The sequence below is a fragment of the Pseudomonas sp. SIMBA_041 genome, from assembly GCF_046535095.1.
GTDB lineage: Bacteria > Pseudomonadota > Gammaproteobacteria > Pseudomonadales > Pseudomonadaceae > Aquipseudomonas > Aquipseudomonas mucoides.
On sequence record NZ_JAWRXJ010000069.1, the window covers coordinates 1 to 385 of the forward strand.

Annotated in this window: 1 protein-coding gene; it reads left to right on the forward strand. The window is 67.3% G+C overall.

From position 1 onward, the window contains the following. A partial coding sequence (locus tag SB725_RS30260; protein WP_410923034.1) for a response regulator occupies positions 1–229 on the forward strand: 229 nt, incomplete at its 5' end. Between the last annotated feature and the right edge of the window lie 156 nt (positions 230–385).

Genomic DNA, 385 nt, shown 5'->3' on the forward strand with positions numbered 1-385 from the left:
GGGCTGGCAGCCGGACGTGCTGGTGACTGACCACGTCATGGCCGACATGACCGGGGTGCGTTTTGCCCAACAGATGCGCGAGCGCCAGGCTGACCTGCCGGTGTTGATCATCACCGGCTATGCCAACCTTACACCCCGCGAGCTCAAGGGCTTCGAGGTGTTGCGCAAGCCGTACCGGCGCGCCGAGCTGGCGCAGAGTGTGGCACGGTTGCTGGCCGCCCCGCGTTAGCCGCTGCTCAGCTGCCCAGCACCTTGGCCAGCATCTGGCACACCTGCTCGGCCGAGTACGGCTTGGCCAGGAAGGCAAAGCCCTGGTGGCCGCCTTCGGCAATCGCATCGCTGTAGCCCGAGGTGAGGATCACCGGCAGTTGCGGGCGTTGGCGCC